The organism is Cupriavidus necator, assembly GCF_040578825.1.
GTDB classification, from domain to species: domain Bacteria; phylum Pseudomonadota; class Gammaproteobacteria; order Burkholderiales; family Burkholderiaceae; genus Cupriavidus; species Cupriavidus necator_E.
Map to the genome: position 1 here is coordinate 1 of NZ_JBEFLI010000061.1, position 19768 is coordinate 19768.

17 protein-coding genes are annotated in these 19768 nt (G+C 68.3%); 11 read left to right on the forward strand and 6 right to left on the reverse strand.

Annotated elements, in window-relative coordinates; genetic code table 11:
• Positions 1–144: 144 nt before the first annotated feature.
• The 5 genes from AB1I47_RS24970 to AB1I47_RS24990 all read left to right on the forward strand — a co-directional run bounded on the left by AB1I47_RS24970 (position 145) and on the right by AB1I47_RS24990 (position 6675).
• On the forward strand, positions 145–1167 hold the full coding sequence (locus AB1I47_RS24970) for a LysR family transcriptional regulator (RefSeq protein WP_354686389.1): 1023 nt from the start codon (positions 145–147) through the stop codon (positions 1165–1167).
• A gap of 201 nt (positions 1168–1368) precedes the next feature.
• Positions 1369–2628, forward strand: coding sequence for a phospholipase D-like domain-containing protein (locus AB1I47_RS24975; RefSeq protein ID WP_354686390.1), 1260 nt, complete (start codon positions 1369–1371; stop codon positions 2626–2628).
• Between the two features lie 254 nt (positions 2629–2882).
• Positions 2883–3317 (forward strand): CopG family transcriptional regulator, encoded by a 435-nt coding sequence (locus AB1I47_RS24980; protein ID WP_354686391.1) that lies wholly within the window; start codon positions 2883–2885, stop codon positions 3315–3317.
• A gap of 50 nt (positions 3318–3367) precedes the next feature.
• A complete protein-coding gene (locus tag AB1I47_RS24985; protein WP_354686392.1) occupies positions 3368–4525 on the forward strand; it encodes an extracellular catalytic domain type 1 short-chain-length polyhydroxyalkanoate depolymerase in 1158 nt (385 codons plus the stop codon).
• Positions 4526–4713: 188 nt separating this feature from the next.
• Positions 4714–6675, forward strand: coding sequence for a methyl-accepting chemotaxis protein (locus AB1I47_RS24990; protein WP_354686393.1), 1962 nt, complete (start codon positions 4714–4716; stop codon positions 6673–6675).
• A 13-nt stretch (positions 6676–6688) separates the two neighbouring features.
• Here the strand turns inward: AB1I47_RS24990 and AB1I47_RS24995 are convergent, their stop codons facing one another.
• Positions 6689–6904 (reverse strand): DUF2905 domain-containing protein, encoded by a 216-nt coding sequence (locus tag AB1I47_RS24995; protein ID WP_354686394.1) that lies wholly within the window; start codon positions 6902–6904, stop codon positions 6689–6691.
• 461 nt (positions 6905–7365) lie between these two features.
• On the opposite strand from AB1I47_RS24995, the gene AB1I47_RS25000 reads away from it, so the two are divergent.
• On the forward strand, positions 7366–8751 hold the full coding sequence (locus AB1I47_RS25000; RefSeq protein ID WP_354686395.1) for an MFS transporter: 1386 nt from the start codon (positions 7366–7368) through the stop codon (positions 8749–8751).
• Here AB1I47_RS25000 and AB1I47_RS25005 read toward each other — a convergent pair.
• Positions 8745–9698, reverse strand: coding sequence for a LysR substrate-binding domain-containing protein (locus AB1I47_RS25005; RefSeq protein WP_354686396.1), 954 nt, complete (start codon positions 9696–9698; stop codon positions 8745–8747). The two genes, AB1I47_RS25000 and AB1I47_RS25005, sit on opposite strands and share 7 nt — an antisense overlap.
• Before the next feature lie 105 nt (positions 9699–9803).
• Here AB1I47_RS25005 and pcaH point away from each other — a divergent pair, with 105 nt between their 5' ends.
• From pcaH to pcaDC, 4 genes are all read left to right on the forward strand, one after another.
• Positions 9804–10505 (forward strand): protocatechuate 3,4-dioxygenase subunit beta, encoded by a 702-nt coding sequence (gene pcaH / locus AB1I47_RS25010; protein ID WP_354686397.1) that lies wholly within the window; start codon positions 9804–9806, stop codon positions 10503–10505.
• A 4-nt stretch (positions 10506–10509) separates the two neighbouring features.
• Complete coding sequence (gene pcaG, locus AB1I47_RS25015; protein ID WP_354686398.1) at positions 10510–11079, forward strand: protocatechuate 3,4-dioxygenase subunit alpha; 570 nt, start codon at positions 10510–10512, stop codon at positions 11077–11079.
• A gap of 161 nt (positions 11080–11240) precedes the next feature.
• On the forward strand, positions 11241–12626 hold the full coding sequence (locus AB1I47_RS25020) for a 3-carboxy-cis,cis-muconate cycloisomerase (RefSeq protein ID WP_354686399.1): 1386 nt from the start codon (positions 11241–11243) through the stop codon (positions 12624–12626).
• Positions 12627–12840: 214 nt separating this feature from the next.
• A complete protein-coding gene (gene pcaDC / locus AB1I47_RS25025; protein WP_354686400.1) occupies positions 12841–14016 on the forward strand; it encodes a bifunctional 3-oxoadipate enol-lactonase/4-carboxymuconolactone decarboxylase PcaDC in 1176 nt (391 codons plus the stop codon).
• Between the two features lie 4 nt (positions 14017–14020).
• Here pcaDC and AB1I47_RS25030 read toward each other — a convergent pair whose 3' ends face one another.
• Positions 14021–14929 carry a helix-turn-helix domain-containing protein gene (locus AB1I47_RS25030; protein ID WP_354686401.1) on the reverse strand — a complete coding sequence of 303 codons (909 nt, stop codon included), beginning with the start codon at positions 14927–14929 and terminating at the stop codon, positions 14021–14023.
• Positions 14930–15056: 127 nt separating this feature from the next.
• Here AB1I47_RS25030 and pobA point away from each other — a divergent pair, with 127 nt between their 5' ends.
• Positions 15057–16226 carry a 4-hydroxybenzoate 3-monooxygenase gene (pobA, locus tag AB1I47_RS25035; protein WP_354686402.1) on the forward strand — a complete coding sequence of 390 codons (1170 nt, stop codon included), beginning with the start codon at positions 15057–15059 and terminating at the stop codon, positions 16224–16226.
• 69 nt (positions 16227–16295) lie between these two features.
• Here the strand turns inward: pobA and cobA are convergent, their stop codons facing one another.
• Genes cobA through nirJ form a run of 3 tightly spaced genes read right to left on the reverse strand, consistent with a single transcriptional unit; the run spans position 16296 to position 19763 of the window.
• The gene (cobA, locus tag AB1I47_RS25040; RefSeq protein WP_354686403.1) at positions 16296–17081 is read right to left on the reverse strand and encodes a uroporphyrinogen-III C-methyltransferase; all 786 of its coding nucleotides are present in this window, start codon (positions 17079–17081) and stop codon (positions 16296–16298) included.
• A 34-nt stretch (positions 17082–17115) separates the two neighbouring features.
• Complete coding sequence (locus AB1I47_RS25045; protein WP_407935908.1) at positions 17116–18606, reverse strand: cytochrome D1 domain-containing protein; 1491 nt, start codon at positions 18604–18606, stop codon at positions 17116–17118.
• 5 nt (positions 18607–18611) lie between these two features.
• On the reverse strand, positions 18612–19763 hold the full coding sequence (gene nirJ / locus AB1I47_RS25050; protein ID WP_354686405.1) for a heme d1 biosynthesis radical SAM protein NirJ: 1152 nt from the start codon (positions 19761–19763) through the stop codon (positions 18612–18614).
• Positions 19764–19768 lie beyond the last annotated feature (5 nt).

The window sequence follows — 19768 nt, forward strand, 5'->3', positions numbered from 1 at the left end:
GCGCGCCCCCCCCCCCGGCCCCGGGGGGGCGGGCGGACATGTTGTTGTTTCCTTGGGCAGGCACGTTGGCTTGGACCGAAGTGTTGTCCAGCCAGCCCCTTTCTGGTAGACGTCTGCCATGAACAATGGCTATACGAGGCACGTATGAAGCGCCAGCCGGCGTCCCCGCCATCGGCAACACCACGGCGCACGCCGCCCAGCCAGGCCGTGGGCACCACGGCCGACCGCATCGAACTGATGCAGACCTTCGTGCGCATCGTCGAATCCGGCAGCCTGTCGATGGCCGCGGCGCAGATGCACACCACGCAGCCCACCATCAGCCGGCGCCTGCAGACGCTGGAGCGGCTGCTCGGCGTGCGGCTGCTGCAACGGTCCACGCATGCCATGAACCTGACCGAGGACGGCGAGCGCTGTTTCGAACGCGCCAAGGAACTGGTGGCCGACTGGGCGACGCTCGAGGCCGACCTGCGTGGCGTCGGGTACGAGCCCGAGGGCACGCTGCGGGTGCTGGTGCCGCATGCCTTCGGCCAGGAATTCCTGATCGGGCCGCTGGCCGACTATCTCCGGCAGTACCGCAAGGTCTCGGTGGAATGGCTGCTGCACGACCGCAGCCCGGATTTCATCGCCGAGGCGATCGATTGCGCGATCCGTGTTGGGGAGGTGCATGAGCCGGGCGTGGTCGCGGTGCGGCTGGCCGAGGTGCCGCGCGCGGTCATCGCCGCGCCGTCGCTGTTTGCGGACCGGCCGCTGCCGCGCCGTCCCGAAGACCTGGAAGATCTGCCGTGGCTGGCGCTGCGCACCTTCTATCGCGACGAGATCGAGTTGTCGAACCCGGCCAGCGGCGAGCACCGCAGGGTTGCCTTCCGCCCGCGCGTCAGTACCGACAGCCTGTATGCGCTGCGCTCCGCCACCCGGCTGGGGCTGGGCGTCGGCGTGGGCTCGTCGTGGATCTTCACCGAAGACATCGCGCGCGGCGAGCTGCTGCACCTGTTGCCGGACTGGCAGGCCGATCCGCTGCCGATGTACCTGGTCTACCCCTATGCGCGCTTCTACCCGGCCAAGCTGAGGTTCTTTCTCGATGCGGTGCGACAGGCGATACCGCGCCTCGGCATGTTCGACCTGCCCGCGCCAAGGCGGGGCCGGCCGCGCCGCCCGGCCGCCCGCTGAATGTTAGGGCCCGTCGGTGGAACCATGCGGCCCTGCCCACAACGCAAGGGATTGCGGACAGACCGATACGGGAAAAAGACCGGTATCCTTTAGCGGTCGCCAGTTTGCCGGTGAACCCCTGGGGCCAGACATCAAGGTGCTTGAGTGATCCGCCGCCGCGCTTTCCCGAGCTTACGCACAAAGGTACGGACAAGAGGCCGCATGCTCGCGTTTGCCATCGTTCTGCTGGGCGCCCTCGCGGGCATCGTTGCCTACAATCTGATCGGCGGCGAGAAGCGCATCGAGCGCCGCCTGGATCGGCTTTACAGCCTGGCCGACCCGCAGTTCGCGCGCGAACTGGGCGTGTTGCTCGGCCCGCCGGTGGTGGACGGCAACCGTTACCGCGTGCTGCGCAATGGCGACGAGATCTTCCCCGCGATGCTGGGCGCGATCCGCGCCGCGAAAAAGAACATCAACTTCGAGTCCTATATCTACTGGTCCGGCGACATCGGCAACGAGTTCGCCCAGGCGCTGGCCGAGCGCGCGCAGGCCGGCGTCAAGGTGCAGGTCTTGCTGGATGCGGTCGGCAGTTCCAGGATCGACAAGTCCGTGCTGGACATCATGAGCCGCGCCGGCGTCGACGTGCGCCGGTATCACCCGGTGCGCTGGTACACCATCGGCAAGCTCAATAACCGCACGCACCGCAAGCTGTTGCTGATCGACGGCGCCATCGGCTTTACCGGCGGCGTGGGCATCGCGCCGGAATGGACCGGCCATGCGCAGGACCCCGATCACTGGCGCGATACGCATTTCCAGGTGGAAGGGCCCGTGGTGGGCCAGATGCAATCGGTCTTCCTTGATAACTGGATCAAGATCAGCGGCGCGGTGCCGCATGGCCCCGACTACTTTCCCGAGCTGCCGCCGGTCGGCACCGGCCGTGCCCAGATGTTCAGCAGCTCGCCCACCGGCGGCAGCGAGAGCATGGCGCTGATGTACCACCTTGCCATTACCGCGGCCAGCCAGACCATCGACCTGTCAGCCGCCTACTTCGTGCCGGACGAGCTGACGGAAAAGGCCTTGCTGGCGGCTTTGGCAAGAGGCGTCAGGCTGCGCATCATCGTGCCGGGCGAGCATATCGATTCGGAAACCGTGCGCTCGGCCTCGCGCGGCGGCTGGGGCCCGTTGCTCAAGGCGGGCGCGCTGATCGCGGAGTACGCGCCCACCATGTATCACTGCAAGGTGCTGATCGTGGATGGGCTGCTGGTGTCGGTCGGCTCGACCAATTTCGACAACCGCTCCTTCCGCCTCAACGACGAAGCCACGCTCAACATCCTGGATGCCGGCTTTGCCGCCGAGCAGACCCGGATCTTCGAGGACGACCTGAAACAGTCACGCCCCGTCAGCTACGAACAGTGGGCCAACCGTCCGTGGACGGAAAAGCTGCGCGACCGGATGGCGACGCTGATCAGCCCCCAACTCTGAACGCCCCACCCTGCGGAACCAGCAAGGCGGGCCTGCCCCGACATGCGCGCAGCGTCAGCTTGTCGCCGACAGGGCACGTTTGTGCGCCGCAAGTCCCGCGCGCGGCACCCATCGGTCACATCTTGCATTGTTGCCTTGACGATGCGCTGGCCTTCACCTATAAGTCATCCATCCATATGGATGGTACATGGATGGTAAGCGGATGGCATATGGATGTTGCCCAGTGCTTTACCTCCAACGCTCTCACCTAACCCATGAACGCTCAGACTCGCGCCGCTGCACTCCCGATCACACGACCCAGGGCGGGTGACACCGAAAAAATCACCATCAACCTCGGGCCGATCGACCTGGGCCAGATCGACCTGCTGGTCGAAGAGGGCTTTTATTCGAACCGCACCGACCTGATCCGCACGGCGATCCGCAACCAGCTCGCCGCCCACGCGGTGGTCATCCAGGAAACGGTGAGCCGCCGGGCCCTAGTGCTCGGGCTGCAGCACTTCACCAGACAGGACCTGGAAGCGGCGCGCGCCGCCAATGAACGGCTGCAGATCCATGTGCTCGGCCTCGCGAGTATTGCCGCCGATGTCAGTCCGGAGCTTGCGCTGGCGACCATCGAGTCCGTCGTGGTACTGGGCGCCTTTCACGCGCCGGCCGCAGTCAAGGCTGCACTGGCCGGCCGCATACGGTAGTTCGCGGCAATCTCGCCGCACCTGGTTCGCCAGGTTTGCAGGAAACAACGATGAAAATGAACGACGCCTTCCTCGCTTCGATGCACGAGGCCATGCAGCTCCTGCAGACCGCAGGCCCGATGGAAGCCACTGAGGCCATCCAGCGCGCGCTGCGCCAGCACACCTCAGCGTTCGTGCAGCCTGCCGCCGCGGCGGCGCCGATGCCGGCGCAGGTGGTCGAACGCCTGCTGACCCATAACGGCGCGGTGATGCGGACCCGCAGCACCGATGTGGTCGCGGAACGCACCGCCGCGCGCGCGCCCGCCAGTGCGCCGGCATCCCAGCCCGCGCCTGCCACGGTCCGCGCCGAGCCCGGGCACTTCACCCAGCGCACCTACACCAACCAGGCCGGCAGCCGCGCATACAAGCTCTATATCCCCCTCGCCAGGGGTGCACAGCCGATGCCCCTGGTCGTGATGCTGCATGGCTGCACGCAGGACGCCGACGACTTCGCCGCCGGCACCCGCATGAACGAACTGGCCGAACAGAACGGCTTCGCCGTGCTGTACCCGATCCAGCCGACAGACGCCAACCCGTCGAAATGCTGGAACTGGTTCCGGCCTGGCGACCAGCACGCGGACCGCGGCGAGCCGTCATTGATTGCCGGCATGACGCGCGAGGTGATCGCCGTCCACGGCATCGACCCCAGGCGCGTCTACGTGGCCGGCATGTCTGCGGGCGGCGCGATGGCGGCCGTGCTGATCCAGCGCTATCCGGGCCTGTTCGCGGCAGCGGGCATCCATTCGGGCCTGCCCGCGGGCAGCGCGCACGACCTGCCGTCGGCGCTGGGCGCGATGCGGGGCGGCAAGGGCATCGGCATGTCGAAGGGCGGCAGTGCGCAGCCGCTGCCGCCGGCCAGGCCGGTGATCGTGTTCCATGGCGATGCCGACAAGACCGTGCACCCGTCCAATGGCAGCAAGCTGGTGGCGCCGTTCGAGCAAGGCGAGGCGCGCAGGGAGAAGCAGCGCCAGACCGCGCGCGCGGGCCACGACTACACGCGGCATACGATCAGGACGCCCGCCGGCATCGACGCCGAGTACTGGGTGATCCACGGCGCGGGCCATGCGTGGTCGGGCGGCAGCGGCCGCGGCAGCTACACCGATCCGAAAGGGCCCGACGCCAGTGCCGAGATGATGCGATTCTTTCTGGCGCACCCGCGCGCAAACTGACGCGTGCACGGGGCTGGAGAAATACGCGGAATCTGCGCCCCAGAGCCGTGCATTTCGCCCCGCCAGAGGGCATTTCGTGCACCCGCTTTGCGCATCATCAAAGACTTTGCCAGCCGCGCGCCAAACGCCCTTCAGCCCATTGAAACACGGCCGATAGGACGGGGAACCACCCCGTTCCATCGAGCCCCATGACCTCCTTCCTCCGTCCCGCCGAGCGCCTGATGGCGCGCCTCAATATCAACCAGAAGCTGACGCTGATCGCGGTGCTGTTCCTCGTGCCGCTGTGCGGCGCGATGTATGTGGTGCTGAGCGCGTCGGCCCACGCGCTGCGTGCCACCGACAGCGAAATGCGCGGCCTGGCCATCGTCGGCCATGCGCTCGATTTCATGCGCGAGACCCAGGTGCGGCGCGGCGCCGCCAATGCGGTGCTGGCAGGCAATGCGAGCTTCCGTCCCACCTTTGATGGTGCGGACAACAACGCCGCCGCCAATCTCGCCCAACTTGTCCGCGCCGCCGCGGACAATCCGGACTTCGGCCTCGATAGCAGCGTGCGCAAGCTGGAGCAGGACTGGCAGCAGATCCGCGCGCTCGGCCTGAACACCACGGCCGGGCCGCTGTTCGAGCGGCACAGCGCGCTGGTCAGGCAGACGCAGCGCTTCGTCGCCGACGTGGCCGACCGCTCCGAACTGGCACTGGACGGCGAGGCCGCCTCCTATTACCTGATCAACCTGCTGGTCGGCCCCATGCCCCGGCTGGCCGAGCAGAGCGCCCTGGCGCGCGGCCGCGGCGCCGGCATCATCGCGCGGGGCGGTTATGCCGATGCCGCGCAGCAGGCCGACCTGGGCGCGCTGGCCGAGCAGATCCGTGAGGGCCTGGACGCGGTGCGGCGCGATATCGGCCGGGTAAGCCGCAGTGCGCCCGGCCACCAGCCGCAGGTCGATGCGGCGCTGGCCAAGCTGGCGGCGATGGACAACTTCTCCCGCACGCTCAAGGTGCGCATGCTCGGCGCCAGCGGCATCGATATCGAAGCCAAGGCGTATTTCGATGAAGCCACGGCGGCGGTCAACGGGGTGCTGGCCGCCAACAAGGAGTTCTCCGCCATCGCCGGCGCGATGCTGGCGCAGCGCAGTGCCGCGCAGCAGCGGCAGTTCGCGCTGCTGGCCGGCGTTGCGCTGGTGACGCTGGCGCTCGCGTTCTACCTGTTCATCGGCTTCAGCCGCGGCATGCGCAATGACGTGCGCGAGGTGGCCGGCATGGTCGAGCGCATCAACGCGGGCGATCTCAGCCTGCGCATGGCTGTGCGCGGGCGCGACGAGTTCAGCGAGGTCAAGCGGCATCTGCTGTCGCTGGTGGAGCGCTGGCGCGCGCTGATCGGGGATACCAAGGCCGGCGCGCATAACGTGCTGGCGGCGGCGGGGGATATCGCACAGGGCAATATCGACCTGTCGCAGCGCACCGAGCAGCAGGCCTCGTCGCTGGAGCAGACCGCGGCCAGCATGGAGCAGCTCACCGCCACCGTGCAGCAGAACGCCGGGAGCGCGGGACAGGCCAGCGACCTGGCGCGCGAGGCCTCCGGCATTGCGCTGGCCGGCGGCGAGGCAGTCGGCCGGATGCAGCAGACCATGCAGCAGATCGAGGCCGATTCGCGCCGCATCGTCGACATCATCGCGGTGATCGACGGCATCGCCTTCCAGACCAATATCCTGGCGTTGAACGCAGCAGTGGAAGCGGCGCGCGCGGGCGAGGCCGGCCGCGGCTTCGCCGTGGTCGCGACCGAGGTGCGCGGGCTGGCGCAACGCGCCGGCAACTCGGCCAAGGAGATCCGCGCGCTGATCTCGCAGTCGGCGCAACGCGTGGCCGCCGGCAATACGCTGGCGCTGGACGTGGCCGCGACCATGGAAAACACAGTAGCCGCGATCGGACGGGTGACGGCGATGATGGATGAGATCAGCCACGCTTCGCGCGAGCAGAGCACCGGCATCGCCCAGGTCAACCAGGCCGTTGCGCAAATGGACCAGGTCACGCAGCAGAACGCCGCGCTGGTGGAAGAGGCCGCGGCCGCGGCGCAGTCGCTGCAGGAACAGGCGCTGCAGATGCAGCGGGCGATGGCGGTGTTCCGGACCGAGGAGGCGGGCGTGGTGCCGGCCTGACCGCGCCGGCGGTTCAGCGCCGGATGAGCCAGATCACCACGGACACTACGACTGACAACAGGATGCAGGTGGTGATCGGCAAATAGAAGCTGAAGCCCTCACGGACGATATGGATGTCGCCAGGCAGCCGGCCAAGGCTCAGCCGGTCCCACGGCAGCTTCGACAGCCAGGGCCAGGCGGCGCCGGCGGCCAGCAGCAGGGCGCCGAGGAGGAGGAGCACGCGTTGCATGAGAGGGGAGCGATTTCGTGGCCGTCGGGTTGGCAGGGCGTGCATGACGCCCTGACGCGTTGGACTGCCATGTCGACGCATTGATTCCTGGCCATGCGGGAGACTAGCCCGGGGGTTTCCAGGGATTTCGGAATGTAAATTGACACTTGGCGGTTTTTTTATGAAATTTTGTTATCGATACACGCAAGGGTGGTGAAAAATTTCACATCTATGCCTGTTGTTGGTGGATAACATCGAGCATTGCTCTTTTCAGTGAATAAGCTGCGAGATACCGACCGGACCGTGGTCAATCCGGACTTACCGCTCCCCCATTTTCTGCCGGGTTAACGCTAATTCTGGCCCACAATGCCCGTTGCCTAAGATTCGTTCATTTAGAGAACAGCAGTTCGCTAATAGAACAAGTGCATCGCGCCCTGCCACCATGGCAGCTCGCGCGATGTCCCAGGCAGACGGAGACAACATTGCCCGAATCTACCCAAGCCAAGGCCGGCGTCGTGGACGTCCAGGCCCTGATCGACGGACAGCGGTTCACTGGTTACCAGTGGCTCATTCTTATCCTGTGCTTCCTGGTGGTTGCCGTTGACGGCTTCGATACCGCGGCCATCGGCTATATCGCGCCGGCGCTGGTGCAGGAATGGGGCATCGAAAAATCCGCGCTCGGACCCGTAATGAGCGCCGCTCTGTTCGGGCTCGCCTTCGGCGCAATCTTTGCCGGCCCGATGGCCGACCGCATCGGCCGCAAGAAGGTGCTGGTGCTGTCCGTCTTCTTCTTCGGCGCCTGCAGCCTCGCCACCGCATTCGCGCCCACGCTGGGCTGGCTGACTGTGTTGCGCTTCCTGACCGGCCTCGGGCTGGGCGCCGCCATGCCCAATGCCGTGACGCTGACCTCGGAGTTCGCGCCGCAACGCCGCCGCGCCGTGCTCGTCAACACCATGTTCTGCGGCTTTCCGCTCGGGTCCGCGGCCGGTGGCTTTGTCGCTGCCGCGATGATTCCGCACTTCGGCTGGCAGAGCGTGCTGCTGCTCGGCGGTATCGTGCCGCTTGCGCTTGCGGTCCTGCTGGTCTTCCTGCTGCCGGAGTCGGTGCGCTACATGGTGCTGCGGCACTATCCGGCCGAGCAGATCCGCCGGTTGCTGCGGCGCGTGACCGGCGCGGACGTGGGCGCGGCGAACGCATTCAGCATCGGCGAACAGGCGCCCGCCACCCGCTCCGCCATCGGCACCGTGCTGGCTCCCGGCTATCGGCTGGGTTCGGCGATGCTGTGGTCTACCTACTTCATGGGCCTCGTTATCTTCTACCTGCTGACCAGCTGGATGCCCACACTGATGAAGGACGCGGGCTTCTCGATCCAGCACGCGTCATTCCTGACGGCGCTGTTCCCGCTCGGCGGCGGCATCGGCACCATCGCGGCCGGCTGGTTCATGGACCGCTTCAACCCGAACAAGGTCATTGCCATCACCTATGCCGCCACCGGCGCGCTGATCTACGCGGTGGGCCAGGGCACCGGCAGCCAGGTGCTGCTGGGCGTGCTGATCTTCCTGGCCGGCACCGCCATGAACGGCGCCCAGTCGTCGATGCCTTCGCTGGCCGCGGCGTTCTACCCGACGCAGGGCCGTGCCACCGGCGTCGCGTGGATGCTGGGCATCGGCCGCTTCGGCGGCATCACCGGGGCGCTGCTCGGTGCCGAGCTGCTGCGCCTGCATCTGGGCTTCGACACGATCTTTACGCTGCTCGCCGTGCCCGCATTCCTGGCCGCCGGTGCACTGCTGGTGAAGCATTTCAGCAGCGGCCGCGGGGCGGCTGGCGCCGAACCGGTCAGTCGCGGCGCAAGCATCGCCAGTCACTGACCTGCGGCAGGCCGGGCCGCGGCGCGGATGCAGTTTGCCAGCGCCTCGGCCATCGGCGAGAGCGTGCGGTCGCCATGCCGCAGCAGGCCGATCGGTTCCTCGGTGCCCTGCGTCTCGATCGGCAGGGTGACGAGGTCGCCTTCGGCTACCGCGCGGCTGGCCGCGGACAGCGGCGCCGCCCACACGCTGTCGCTGTGCCGCGCCAGCAGCCTGCCGAGGTAGGCGTCCGAGGTTTCCACGCACCCCTCCGGCAGCGGCAGGCCGTGCCGGGCCAGCAGGCTTTCGGTGTTGTGGCGCGGGATCGAACCGGCGGCCGGAATCACCAGCGGCCACGCCAGCGCTTCGACCAGCGTGGGCCGCGATGCGGCGGCCAGCGGATGGCCGGGGCGCACCGCCAGGGCCAGCGAATCAGGCCCCAGCGATTCGAACCACAGGCTCTCCATGGCCACCGGGTCGTCCATCCGGCCAATGACAAGGTCGAGCACATCCGCCTTGAGCTGGTCGATCAGGGTGCGGTTCATGCCGGTCTGCACGGCGAGACCGACCTCGGGATGCGCGGCGCGGAAGCGCAGCAGCGCATCGGTCAGCACCGCCGGCACGATGCTCGGCAAGGCGCCCAGCCGGATCCGCTCCTGCGGCTGCATGTCGGCGCCGGCCATGCTGTCGGCCGCCGCATCGATATCCGCCAGGATGCGCAGCGCATGGCGCAGGAAGCGCGTGCCGGCGGTGGTCAGCTCCGTGCCGGCCCGCTGCCGCACCAGCAGGCGTGTGCCGGTCAGGTCCTCCAGCTCGCTCAGCGTCTTGGAGACGGCCGGCTGCGTCAGGCCCAGACGCTCGGCGGCGCGGCCCAGGTGCTGGGTTTGCGACACGGCCACGAAGCAATAGAGATGCCGCAGCCGCACGCGGTTGCGGAAGATTTCAGGCGCGGGTGGGGCTGGGGTTTTCATGTCGAAAAGTTATCGTAATTCTCAAGAATCTTAATTTACATGACTTTCTGTATTGCTTAAAGTCAAGCCCATCCCCACACATTCCAAGGAAGAGGAGACTGCGCAATGACCCGACTTGCCCAGTACCGCCGTCCCTACTGGGACACCCAGCCCGAGTACCGCATCGATCCCTATGCCTCGACGCAGAAGCGCTCGCCGGACCAGCCGCTGATTGCGCTGCAGCAGACGCTGTCCGAGGTGACCGGGCCCACCTTCGGCGCCGGGTTCGTGCGCGAAGGCGATAACGACCTCACCGTCGGCAACGGCGGCGAGCCCATCGGCGAGCGCATTCTCGTGACCGGCCGTGTGCTGGACGAAAATGGCAGGCCGGTGCCGAACGCGCTGATCGAGGTGTGGCAGGCCAATGCCGCCGGCCGCTACGTGCACAAGCGCGACCAGCATGACGCACCGCTCGACCCGCATTTCTCGGGCGAAGGCCGCACCGTTACCGATGCCAGCGGGCGTTACCAGTTCAAGACCATCAGGCCCGGCGCCTATCCTTGGCGCAACCACCACAATGCCTGGCGGCCGCAGCATATCCACTTCTCGCTGTTCGGCAACGCCTATGCCACGCGGCTGGTGACGCAGATGTATTTCCCCGGCGATCCGCTGCTGCCGTTCGATCCCATCTTCAACTGCGTGCCGGACGAGAAGGCGCGCGACCGGCTGGTGGCCAGCCTGGACTGGGAGACGACCCAGCCCGAATACGCGCTCGGCTACCGTTTCGATATCGTGCTGCGTGGCCGCGATGCCACGCCGATGGAGTAAGACCATGCTTTACGCCACCGCATCCCAGACCGTCGGCCCTTATCTCCATATCGGCCTGAGCGGCCTGAACTGCGCCGACCTGACCGCCAGCGCGCCGGAACTGGCCGGCCAGCGCATCGTGATCGAAGGCCGCGTCACCGATGGCAACGGGGAGCCCGTGCCGGACGGCATGGTCGAGATCTGGCAGGCCAACCCCGCCGGCCGCTACCGCCACCCTGAAGACGCGCGCGAGCTGCCGCTGGTGCCCGGCTTCACCGGCTTCGGCCGCGTGCCGACGGAGTCCGACGGCTCGTTCCGCTTCGTCACCGTCAAGCCGGGCAGCGTGCCCGGCGCGGAGGGCCGGCCGCAGGCGCCGCACATCATGGTGTCGGTGTTCATGCGCGGGCTGGTCAAGCATGTCGCCACGCGCCTGTATTTCCCGGACGAGAGCGCGGCCAATGCGGCCGATCCCGTGCTGGCGCTGGTGCCGGCCGAGCGGCGCGGCACGCTGGTGGCCAGCGACGCCGGCAACGGCACGCTGCGCTGGGATATCGCGCTGCAAGGGCCGGAGGAGACGGTGTTCTTCGATATCTGAGGGTTTGTCCGGCAAGCCCGTCGCTCCCGCGACAGCGGGAGCCCAGCGTCTTTCACTGCGCTAGCATGGCACCGAAGACACTGGGTCCCCGCCTGCGCGGGGACGGCCAATGAACAGGCCGTCGTCCATGTCACGACGCCAACACGCAACCCCTCGCCCCCATGCCAAGCTCTACGCGTCTCACCGACCCCATGTTCGGCAGCCCGGCTGTGCTGGAGATCTTCTCCGATGCCGGCACCGTGCAGCGCATGCTCGCCGTGGAGGCCGCGCTTGCGCGCGCGCAAGCGCAATGCGGCGTGATCCCGGCCGCTGCCGCGGCGGTTATCTCCGAGGTTTGCCGTGACGCCAGCGTCATTGACTTCGATGCGCTCGCACAGTCAGCGGTCGCCGCCGGCAATCTCGCGATTCCCTTTGTCAGACAGCTGACCGCCGCGGTAGCCGCGCGCGATGCCGAGGCCGCGCGCTACGTCCACTGGGGCGCCACCAGCCAGGACATCATCGACACTGCGCTGGTGCTGCAGCTCGGCGACGCGCTGCGCGCGCTCGACGCCGACCTGCTCCGCGTGGGCGAAGCCTGCGCCGCGCTGGCGACCGCGCATCGCGCCACGGCGATGGTGGCGCGCACCTGGCTGCAGCATGCTCTGCCCACCACCTTCGGTTGCAAGGCCGCCGGCTGGCTTGACGCCCTGCGGCGCGATCTCGGCCGCCTTGACGCCGCGCGTGCGCAGGCCCGTACGCTGCAGTTCGGCGGCGCCGCCGGCACGCTTGCCAGCCTCGGCGATGCCGCGCCCGGCGTGGTGGCGGCGCTGGCAGGCGAGCTGGACCTGGCCGCACCCGTGCTGCCGTGGCATGCGCACCGCGACCGCATGGTCGAGGTGGCCACCACGCTCGGCATGCTGACGGGCACGCTCGGCAAGATGGCACGCGATATCTCGCTGTTGATGCAGACCGAGGTGGCCGAAGTGGCCGAGCCCGCCGGCCCCGGCCGCGGCGGCTCCAGCACGATGCCGCACAAGCGCAACCCGGTCGGCTGCGCGGCGGTGCTGACGGCAGCGGTGCGCGTGCCGCCGCTGGTGGCAACCATGCTGTCCGGCATGGTGCAGGAACACGAGCGCGCGCTCGGCGGCTGGCAGGCGGAATGGGATACGCTGCCGCAGATCGTCACACTGGCCGCGGGCGCGCTGCGCCAGATGGGCGAGGTGGTGGCGGGGCTGCAAGTCGACGCGGCGCGCATGCGCGCCAACCTCGATCTCACGCACGGGCTGATTCTCGGAGAGGCGGCGATGCTGGAGCTCGGCGGCAGGATCGGCCGGCTGCAGGCGCACCACGTGGTGGAGCACGCATCGCGGCGCGCGGTGGAGCAGGGCACCCGCCTGCGCGATGCGTTGGTGGCGACGCTGCGCGAAGATCCTGCACATGCGGGATTGCTGGATGAGGCGGCGCTGGACCGGCTGGCGGATCCGGGCAATCATGCGGGGCAGTCGACGCGGTTTGCGGATGCCGCGGTGGCGGCGTGGCGGGAGGCGGTGGCGAGGGCCGCGGCTTGAATCCGCAGCATCGAATGCAGGCATCTGGCGACGCTCGCAAGGGCTGCGGCATTGGCTCCACGTCGGTGTACTCCCTCTCCCACTGCGCGGGAGAGGGGAGCGTTCACGACGGGTGGCAGCCAGCTCCAATGCATGCGCATAACACCGGCCTGTCTTCCGCACCCACCGATGACCGCCCGCTGACCACAACACCCCAACATCCAAGGAGAGTTCCTTGCCCTATCTAGACCATGCCGGCGCCCGCCTCTTCTACACCGTCGAAGGCCCCGACTCTGCGCCCGCCATCATCTTCTCCAATTCGCTCGGCACCGACCACACCATGTGGAACCCGCAGGCCGCTGCGTTGGCGGGCCGCTTCCGCGTCGTCCGCTACGACACGCGCGGCCACGGCCGCTCCACAGCTCCCGGCGATGCCTTCACCGTCGAGCAGCTCGGCCAGGATGTGATCGCCATCCTCGACGCACTGGACATCACGCAGGCCGTGTTCTGCGGCCTGTCGATGGGCGGCCTCACCGGCATGTGGCTGGGCATCCATGCGCCCGAGCGCTTCTCCCGCATCGTGCTGGCCAACACCGCCGCGAAGATCGGCAATGCCGAGGCCTGGAACACGCGCATCGACACCGTGCTGCGCGACGGCATGTCGGTGATGGTCGCCCCTTCCGTCGAGCGTTGGTTCACGCCCGGGTTTGCCGCCACCGCGGACCGCGCACTGGATGGGCTGCGCGGCGTGCTCGCGGGGCTCGATCCGCGCGGTTATGCGGCCAATTGCGCGGCGGTACGCGATGCCGACTTCCGTGAGGCCGTGTCGTCGATCACGGTGCCGGTGCTGGTAATCGCCGGCAGCCACGATCCGTCGACCAGCGCGCAGGAGGGCCGCACGCTGGCCGACGCAATTCCCGGCGCGCGCTTCGTCGAACTGCCTGCGGCGCATATCTCCAGCTTCGAGCAGCCCGGCCGCTTCACCGCGGCGCTGATCGATTTCGTGCAGGGCCGCCTGCCGGTGACCGACGACCACGCGCGCTATGACGCCGGGCTGTCGGTACGGCGCGACGTGCTCGGCAGCCCGCATGTCGACCGCTCGCTCGCGCGGCTGACGCCGCTCAATGAAGAGTTCCAGAACCTGATCACGCGCTACGCCTGGGGCGAGATCTGGACGCGCGAAGGCCTGCCGCGCCATACGCGCAGCCTGCTGACCATCGCCATGATGGTGGCGCTGAACCGGTCGGAAGAGCTGAAGCTGCACCTGCGCGCCGCGGCCAACAACGGCGTGACGCGCGACGAGATCAAGGAAGTGCTGCTGCAAACCGCGATCTATTGCGGTGTGCCGGCGGCGAACTCGGCATTCCACATGGCCGAGGAAATCTTCGCCGAGATGGATAAACCAGCCTGAGCAATCAGCCCGACGCGTCCCGGGCCGGCTGCACCGCAAAAGCGGGCAGCCGCGCCCGCCCCGATTGCCGGAACTCCGTCGGCGCCTGTCCCACCAGCCGCGCGAAGAAGCGCGAGAAATACGCCGCATCGGAGAATCCGAGCGACAGGGCGATATGCTTGATTTCCAGGTCGCTGAAAAGCAGGTCGCGCTGCGCTTCGGCCAGCACGCGCGCGTGGATCATCTGCAGCGCCGACTGCCCTGAGGTCTGGCGGCACACGCGGTTGAGCTGCGTGGCCGTGATGCCGATCGCGCCGGCGTAGTAGCCGATCTCCTTCTGCGCGCGATAGTCCGCCTCGAGCAACTGCTGGAAATGCTGGAAGTGCCGCGCCGGCCGGCTGCTGCTGCGCGCGGCTGCCGGCGCCGACGCGTCGGCCAGCCGCGCAATGCCGATCAGCACCAGCGTCAGCAGCGCCGACAGCGACGCCCCGCGCCAGGCGGACACCGCTTCCATTTCCCCGCGAAACAGCGCCAGCGCATCCGCCAGCGCATGGCCGCGCCGCACGCGGTCGTGGCGCGGGTGATCGAACAGCGGCAACGCATCCGGCAAGCCGGCCAGCAGTGTGCGCAGGTGGCTGTCTGTCATCGTGACGACCATGCCGTCGGTGTCCGGCGTAAACACAAAGCCGTGGATGTGCCGCGGCGGCATCGTCACCAGCGAGCCGCCGCGCAGCGGCTCGCGGCGCTCTTCCAGCAAGGCTTCTCCGCCACCGGCATGGATGTACAGAATTTGCAGGAACCGTTCGTGCCGGTGGGGCTTGATTTCCCACCCGTGCAGGCGGCTGCGCGCGGCGATGGATTCGAAGTGCAGCTGGTCTGACAGCGGTTCGGATGAATTCACGCCGTACAAGGAGTAGGTCGGGACAGCTTTCACGGGGGGCGTCAGTGTTTACCAGCAATGTTCCGATTGTCCTGTCATTGGTTCGGTCTGTCCATTCCTGGGCGAACCTCCGGCGACTATCGTTAGCGCCAGCGAATCGATATGCACAAGGAGACAAGACATGCGCACCCAGGTAGCCATCATCGGCGCCGGCCCCGCCGGCCTGTTGCTCGGGCAGTTGCTCGCCAGGGCGGGTATCGACAACATCATCGTCGAGCAACGCAGTCCGGAATATGTGCTGGGGCGCATCCGCGCCGGCATCCTGGAGAGCGTGACCGTCGATGCGCTGGAGCGCGCGGGCGTGGCGGCGCGGCTGCATGAGGAAGGACTGGTGCACGATGGCATCGAGCTTGCGTTCGATGGCCAGCGGCATCGCATCGACCTGCACGCGCTGGTCGGCCGCAGCGTGACCGTCTACGGCCAGACCGAAGTCACGCGCGACCTGATGGCGGCACGTCAGGCCGCCGGCGTCCAGACGGTCTACGACGCGCAGGATGTCAGCCTGCATGACTTCGACGGCGCCAGCCCGGTGGTCCGCTATCGCAAGGATGGCGTGGCGCACGAGATCCGCTGCGACTACATCGCCGGCTGCGACGGCTTTCATGGCGTCAGCCGCCAGAGCGTGCCGACCGCCGCCACACAAGTGTTCGAGCGCGTCTATCCGTTCGGCTGGCTCGGCATTTTGTCGGACACGCCGCCGGTGGCGGACGAACTGATCTACGCCAGCCACGAACGCGGCTTTGCGCTCTGCAGCATGCGCTCGCTCACGCGCAGCCGCTACTACGTGCAGGTGCCGTCGAGCGAGCGGGTCGAGGACTGGTCCGACGACCGCTTCTGGGACGAACTGCGCCGCCGCCTCGATCAGCAGTCGGCGCAATCGCTGGTGACGGGACCGAGCATCGAGAAGAGCATCGCGCCGCTGCGCAGCTTTGTCTGCGAGCCGATGCGCTTGGGCAACCTGTTCCTGGCCGGCGATGCCGCGCATATCGTGCCGCCCACCGGCGCCAAGGGGCTGAACCTCGCCGCCAGCGACGTGCTGACGCTGGCCGATGGCCTGACCGCCGCCTACCGGCATGACGACAAGCGCGAGCTGGAGGCCTATTCGGCGCGTTGCCTGCGCCGCATCTGGAAGGCCGAGCGTTTTTCGTGGTGGATGACTTCGCTGCTGCATCGGTTCCCGGATGCGGATGCGTTCTCACTGCGCATGCAGCGGGCCGAGCTGGATTACCTGGTGGGATCGGAAGCGGCGTGCCGGGCGTTGGCGGAGAATTATGTGGGGTTGCCTTACTGAGCGCAGTAGTGGCGCGCTGTGCCAAACGAAGCCAACGTCTTTGGGTGCTCCAAAGCCGCACGAGCTGGCCTAAGCAAGGTGTTCTCCCTTCACCAGCGGGCGGCGGCTACGCTCCACGCACTGGTGTTCGACCGCCTCACCCAACATACCCCCCACCAACACCACCGCCGGACTCGCCAGCCCCGCATCGATCGCTTCCGCCAGTCGCTGCAGCGTCCCGGTCCACGCCCGCTCACCTGCGCCGCCGGCATGCATCACCACCGCAGCCGGCATGTCCGCACGCATGCCGGCATCCAGCAGCCCGTCGCGGATCGCGGCCAGGCGGCTCATGCCCATGTAAATGACCAGCGTAGTGCCGCCGCGCACCAGCGCATGCCAGTCGGGCGAGCCATGCGCGCTGGTATGCGCGGTGACAAAGGTTACGCCGTGGCAGTGGGCACGATGCGTCAGCGCGATGCCAAGCGCCTGCGCGGCGGCCATGCCGCTGCTGATGCCGTTGACCGCTTCCACCGGCACGCCGTGGGCGCGCAGGAAGGCTGCCTCTTCGCCGCCGCGCCCGAACAGCAGCGGATCGCCGCCCTTGACACGCGCCACGGTGCGGCCAGCCAGCGCGTGCTCCAGCGTCAGCTGCTGTATCCGTGCCTGGCTGACCGAGCAGCGCCCGCCGCGCTTGCCGACCCACTCGACATGGGCCCCGGGGCGGGCATAGCAGGACATCTCCGGCGCGACCAGATCATCGACCAGCCACACGTCGGCGGCCGCCAGCGCGCGCATTGCGCGCACCGTGACCAGGTCGGCACTGCCGGGGCCGACGCCGACCAGCCAGACCTTGCCGGGCTTGAGGGGAGAGTTCATGCGTGGGACTCCTGCAACCGCGCGCCGCCAGGCTTCAATGGCTGGTGCCGGCCGAGCGCGTAGTCTTGTTGAACACGTTGTACTTGCCGATGGGCTTGTCCATCGGGATGCGCTTCACTTCCTGCCGCGTGGCCGCGTCATAGACCACGATGGCGCCGTCACGCTCCATCAGGCTGACCAGCACGTAGCGCCCGTCGCGGGTGAATTCGGCGTGCGCGGCGGTGCGGCCCGGGCTCGGCGTGACGCTGCCGACGACCTGCAGGGTCTGCTTGTCGATTACCTGCAGCGTGTCGCGCTGCGGACTCATCATCGCGTCGGCCCAGGCGTAGGGGGTGTTCTCATGGCTGCGCAGGAAAAAGCCCGGGCCGTTGGTCGGCACCGTGGCCACGGTCTGCCAGGTCTGCATGTCGATCACCGTGATGCGGCCGTGGCCAAGGTCGGGCGAGGCCATTACCGCGCGCCCGTTGCGCTTCCACGTAATGCCGCTGCCCAGGTGCGGCATGCCGCCGAGCGCCAGCGTCGCCACCTTGCGGCCCGCATCCAGGTCGATGACCTGCCCCGCGCCGCCGCGCGATGCGCCGAGGATATGCCGGTAGGGCGGGTCGAAGAAAAAGTCGTCGAGCACGTCGTCCAGCGCAATCACACGCGGCGTCAGCGCGCGCAGCGGCTTGCCGGCGGCATCGGCATACGGAATCTCCCAGACCTCGGCAATGTCCTTCAGCGCGGCGATAAAGCTGTGGCGCGGCGTGGCGTCGTAGACGGCCGATACGCGCGACGGCTCGCCCCGCGAGCCCTTCACATCGATGACGCGCGCCAGTGACAGGTCGTCGGCATCAAGCAGCACCAGCGTGCGCGGCAGCGTATTGCCGGCCAGCACCCAGCGCCCGTCCTCGCTGACCGCGACGTTGCGCGTGTTCAGGCCGACGCGGATCTCGGCCACATAGCTCAGGTTCCACAGGTCGTACTTGCTGACCCAGCCGTCGCGGCTGGCCATATAGACATAACGCCCGTCGCGGCTGAACTTGGGGCCGCCGTGCAGCGCAAAGCGGGTGGCAAAGCGATGGACCGGTGCCAGCCGGTCGCCGTCGAGCACCGTGATATGGTGGGTGCCGGCCTCGACCACCACGAACAGGTTCCGCGGATCGGCGCTGAACACCGGCCGCGCCGGCAGGCTGCCGGGTGCTTGGTGGACGATATGGCTGGCACGGATCGCGCCGTCGTCCCATTGCGGCGCGGCAGCGGGTGCGGTGCGCAGCCAGCGCGCCAGTGACTGCAGGTCAGCCTCGGCCAGCGTGCCGCTGAAGCCGGCCATCTGCGTGGCGGCGCGGCCATCGCGCAGCACGCGGTCGAGCTCGCCGGCGCGCAGCCGCTCCAGGCTTTCCGGCAGCAGCGCCGGGCCCATGCCGCCAAGGCGGTCGGCGCCGTGGCAGGCGGCGCAGTGCTGGCTGTACAAGGCGGCGGGATCCGCGGCGTGCGCGGGAATCATCGCGCAGCCCAGCGCCACGGCGGCCAGCCGTCGAAGCATCGTCTTCATGCCGCGACCTCCATGCCGATCTCCGCATCGCTGAGGTAGCAGCCCGGATCTTCGGCCCACGGATTGCCGGTCAGCGCAAACGCCCGCACCCGGGTATTGCCATTGCAGATCGCCCGATGCGCGCAGCCGGCGCAGCGCCCCTGCAGCGGCCGCGGTGTGCTGGCCAGCCCCGCCATCAGCGGATCGGCGCGGCTGGCCCAGATCTCGCGGAACGGCCGCTCGCGCACGTTGCCCAGGGTCACATGCCACCACATCGTATCGGGATGCACGTTGCCGAGGTTGTCGATGTTGGCCACGCCGACGCCGGTGGCATTGCCGCCCCAGTGCCGCAGGCGCTGGCGCATATCGGCGACACGCTGCGGGAAGCGCTGTGCGATCCAGTACAGCAGGTAGACGCCGTCGGCATCGTTGTTGCCGGTGACGAAGTCGCCGGCATTGCCTTGCTGCGTGCGCTGCCAGACGTGCCCGAACAGCCAGTCGAGCGCGGCGCGGGTGCGCAAGTGGCGCGCGTCGTCGGCACGGTGGCTGCGCGCGCGGCCGGCGTAGTTGAAGTGCGACAGGTAGAACTTGTCGATGCCCTCCTGCGCCGCCAGCGCCACCAGGTCGGGAAGCTGTGCCGCGTTGGCTTCGGTCAGCGTCATGCGTACGCCCACGCGCAGGCCGGCGGCGCGCGCGGCGCGCAGCCCGGCCAGCGCCTGCGCGAAAGCGCCGTCGCTGCGGCGGAAGCGGTCGTGCGTGGCGGGCAGGCCGTCGAGGCTGACGCCGACATAGTCGAAGCCGGCCGCCGCCAGCCGTGCGGCATGGCCGGCGTCGAGCAGCGTGCCGTTGGACGACAGCGACAGGTGGAAGCCGAGCTCGCGGGCGCGGGCCGCAATGGTGTACAGGTCTGGCCGCAGCAGCGGCTCGCCGCCGGACAGGATCAGTGCCGGCACCCGGGCATCGTGCAACTGCTCCAGCACGCGCAGTGCCTCGGCGGTATCCAGCTCGCCTTTGAAATCGGTGTCGGCGGAGGTGGCGTAGCAGTGCCGGCAGTTCAGGTTGCAGCGGCGGATCAGGTTCCAGATCACCACCGGGCCGGCGGGCTTGCGCGGCGGCGGCACGGGCCCGGCATCGCGCAGGGCCTCCATGAAGCGGGACAGGCGGAACATATGGG

What these genes read in the sequence shown, in the direction of transcription:
- AB1I47_RS24970 (WP_354686389.1), top strand. Translation starts at nt 145, where the DNA reads ATGAAGCGCCAGCCGGCGTCCCCGCCATCGGCAACACCACGGCGCACG.
- AB1I47_RS24975 (WP_354686390.1), top strand. Translation starts at nt 1,369, where the DNA reads ATGCTCGCGTTTGCCATCGTTCTGCTGGGCGCCCTCGCGGGCATCGTT.
- AB1I47_RS24980 (WP_354686391.1), top strand. Translation starts at nt 2,883, where the DNA reads ATGAACGCTCAGACTCGCGCCGCTGCACTCCCGATCACACGACCCAGG.
- AB1I47_RS24985 (WP_354686392.1), top strand. Translation starts at nt 3,368, where the DNA reads ATGAAAATGAACGACGCCTTCCTCGCTTCGATGCACGAGGCCATGCAG.
- AB1I47_RS24990 (WP_354686393.1), top strand. Translation starts at nt 4,714, where the DNA reads ATGACCTCCTTCCTCCGTCCCGCCGAGCGCCTGATGGCGCGCCTCAAT.
- AB1I47_RS24995 (WP_354686394.1), bottom strand. Translation starts at nt 6,904, where the DNA reads ATGCAACGCGTGCTCCTCCTCCTCGGCGCCCTGCTGCTGGCCGCCGGC.
- AB1I47_RS25005 (WP_354686396.1), bottom strand. Translation starts at nt 9,698, where the DNA reads ATGAAAACCCCAGCCCCACCCGCGCCTGAAATCTTCCGCAACCGCGTG.
- pcaH (WP_354686397.1), top strand. Translation starts at nt 9,804, where the DNA reads ATGACCCGACTTGCCCAGTACCGCCGTCCCTACTGGGACACCCAGCCC.
- pcaG (WP_354686398.1), top strand. Translation starts at nt 10,510, where the DNA reads ATGCTTTACGCCACCGCATCCCAGACCGTCGGCCCTTATCTCCATATC.
- AB1I47_RS25020 (WP_354686399.1), top strand. Translation starts at nt 11,241, where the DNA reads ATGCCAAGCTCTACGCGTCTCACCGACCCCATGTTCGGCAGCCCGGCT.
- pobA (WP_354686402.1), top strand. Translation starts at nt 15,057, where the DNA reads ATGCGCACCCAGGTAGCCATCATCGGCGCCGGCCCCGCCGGCCTGTTG.
- cobA (WP_354686403.1), bottom strand. Translation starts at nt 17,081, where the DNA reads ATGAACTCTCCCCTCAAGCCCGGCAAGGTCTGGCTGGTCGGCGTCGGC.
- AB1I47_RS25045 (WP_407935908.1), bottom strand. Translation starts at nt 18,606, where the DNA reads ATGCTTCGACGGCTGGCCGCCGTGGCGCTGGGCTGCGCGATGATTCCC.
- nirJ (WP_354686405.1), bottom strand. Translation starts at nt 19,763, where the DNA reads ATGTTCCGCCTGTCCCGCTTCATGGAGGCCCTGCGCGATGCCGGGCCC.